Origin of the sequence: Rhodococcus sp. (in: high G+C Gram-positive bacteria) (genome assembly GCF_049286785.1) — a bacterium.
GTDB lineage: Bacteria > Actinomycetota > Actinomycetes > Mycobacteriales > Mycobacteriaceae > Rhodococcus_F.
This window is the reverse complement of record NZ_JBAQEO010000261.1, coordinates 1-2,282: the sequence shown is the minus strand read 5'-3', so window position 1 is coordinate 2,282 and position 2,282 is coordinate 1. Positions and strand designations below refer to the sequence as shown.

At 64.6% G+C, this 2,282-nt stretch carries 3 protein-coding genes; 1 reads left to right on the top strand and 2 read right to left on the bottom strand.

The window, feature by feature from the left end; genetic code table 11:
* On the bottom strand, nucleotides 1-716 hold a 716-nt coding region (locus tag WAW17_RS10500), incomplete at its 3' end, for a UPF0182 family protein (protein WP_422332923.1).
* Between the two features lie 249 nt (nucleotides 717-965).
* On the opposite strand from WAW17_RS10500, the gene WAW17_RS10495 reads away from it, so the two are divergent.
* Nucleotides 966-2,033 (top strand): potassium channel family protein, encoded by a 1,068-nt coding sequence (locus tag WAW17_RS10495; protein WP_422332922.1) that lies wholly within the window; start codon nucleotides 966-968, stop codon nucleotides 2,031-2,033.
* A gap of 20 nt (nucleotides 2,034-2,053) precedes the next feature.
* Here WAW17_RS10495 and WAW17_RS10490 read toward each other — a convergent pair.
* On the bottom strand, nucleotides 2,054-2,282 hold a 229-nt coding region (locus WAW17_RS10490; protein WP_422332921.1), incomplete at its 5' end, for a cation transporting ATPase C-terminal domain-containing protein.

Below are 2,282 nucleotides of genomic sequence, written 5' to 3'. Positions count from 1 at the left end.
AGCGAGTACCGATCGAACCAGTAGGCGACCGCCTTGAGCGCGATGAAGGTACCGGCGAGGATCGCCAGCTGGATCCGGGCCGCAGGGATCAGCGCTGTCTCACGCCCCTTGGACTTGTCTTTCAGCGACAGCCGGATCCCGCCGAACAGGTAGTGAGTGCCCAAACTGACAAGGAAGGCCAGGAACACCGCGACGAGTAACCATGTCAGCACCAGCCGGTAGAACGGCAGGTCGAAGACATAGAACCCGATATCGTGCCCGAATTCCGCATCCACGGTTCCAAAGCTGCCGCCGCGTAGGAACAGCTGCACCGTGTCCCACCTCGACTGCGCGCTGAGCCCGAACGGCAGGGCGAGCAGCAACGGTATGCCGATTACGAACAGTCGCGGCCGGCTCATCACCACCGTCCGATATTCCTCGATCGGGTCCTTCTCGGATACCGCGGTAGCGAACAACGGGCGAGATCGGTACGCCCACAGCAACACCGAAAAGACAAGGGCCCACACCAGGGCGGTGACAATCGTGAACAGGAGTAGGCGGGTGATGAGGATCGTGCCCCACACCCTGCGGTAGCCGACCTCGCCGAACCACAACCAATCCGTGTAGACGCCGATCATCCGTGGACCGGCCACCAGTAGCACCGCGAAGGCAAATAGCGCCGCTGTCCACACAGTCGCACGGCGAGACAACAGCTGCACCCGCTCGGCCGGTTGCATCGGCCTCACCTCCCGCGGCCCGCACACCTCGGCGGGAGGTGCGATCGGCACGAAGAGCTCCAAAGCCCAGAATCCGTTGTCCGTTCCATCCCATTTTAGGCCTCGGCGGCGGCCCCGCATCGGTGACTGGGGATGATGGAAGACCCGAGGCCGCCTCGCCCGTCCCCCTTGTCGGTTGGCGGCCCGGTCGAAGGTCGGGCGGCGCGTAGGCTGCACGTCGAGAGCGACGAGGACGAGGTGATCGAGGCGATGCCCAGTAGCTTGCGTGCACGGTTCAGCCGATCCGACGTGCTCACCGAGCGACCCGACTTTGCACTGGTGGGCATCCTGCGGGTACCTCAGGTGCAATACAGTCCCGGCCGGGCCATCACCCGACGGATCGGGTACGCACTGACTGCGTTGGCTTTGGTGGTGGTCGTGGTCTATCTCGACCGCGACGGCTATGCCGACACGCAGGAAGACGGGCTATCGCTGCTCGATTGCATCTACTACGCGACTGTCTCGCTCTCGACCACCGGATATGGAGACATCACCCCGCTCACCGAGCAGGCCCGGCTGGTCAACATCCTGGTCATCACACCGCTGCGAATCTTCTTCCTCATCGTCCTGGTCGGCACCACCCTGTCGGCGCTGACCGAGAACTCCCGCCAATCGTTCAAGATTCAGCGCTGGCGTCGCCGCGCCCAGAATCACACCGTCGTTGTCGGTTACGGCACCAAGGGGCGCACCGCGGTCGACGCAATGCTCGGCGACGGTGTCGCCCCGTCCGACATTGTGGTGGTCGACACCGATCCGGTTGTACTCGAGACCGCCGTCGGCCAGGGACTGGTGACGGTGCAGGGTTCGGCGACGAAGTCGGACGTGCTGCGACTGGCCGGTGTGCAACACGCCAAGTCGATCATCGTCGCGACGAACCGGGATGACACGGCGGTGCTGGTAACACTCACCGCGCGTGAGATCGCGCCGAACGCGAAGATCGTCGCCGCAATCCGGGAGTCGGAGAACAGGCACCTACTGCGGCAGTCCGGCGCCGACTCCGTGGTCATTTCTTCGGAGACGGCGGGCCGGTTGCTCGGTGTCGCGACTTCCACTCCATCCGTGGTGGAGATGATCGAGGACCTGCTCACCCCGGAGTCAGGATTGGCGATCTCCGAACGCAACGTCGAGGGGGAGGAGGTCGGCGGTTCGCCGCGGCACCTGTCGGACCTCGTGCTCGCGGTGGTGCGTGGTGGCCGGTTGCTACGCGCCGGCACCGCTGAGGTCGATGTCGTCGAGGCCGGCGACAAGCTGCTCTACATCCGCCGGACAACGGACTGACCCGCCACAGACGTCGTTTCCTATCGTCTCTGGCCTGTCATCTCTGTCCGAGTTCCGTCGTGCCGGCGCCGAAGTCGCTTGTCGATGGAGACGGCCGCGGCAGTGGCGGCCGCCAGGGCAAAGATTCGCATCCACGCGTCGGCGTTGATCGGGGCGGTGGCAAAGACTGTGTTCATGGCGGGCAGGTAGGTGATGGCGATCTGACCGAGTGCCTGGGCGGTGACACCGGCGATGATCCATCGGTTGGTG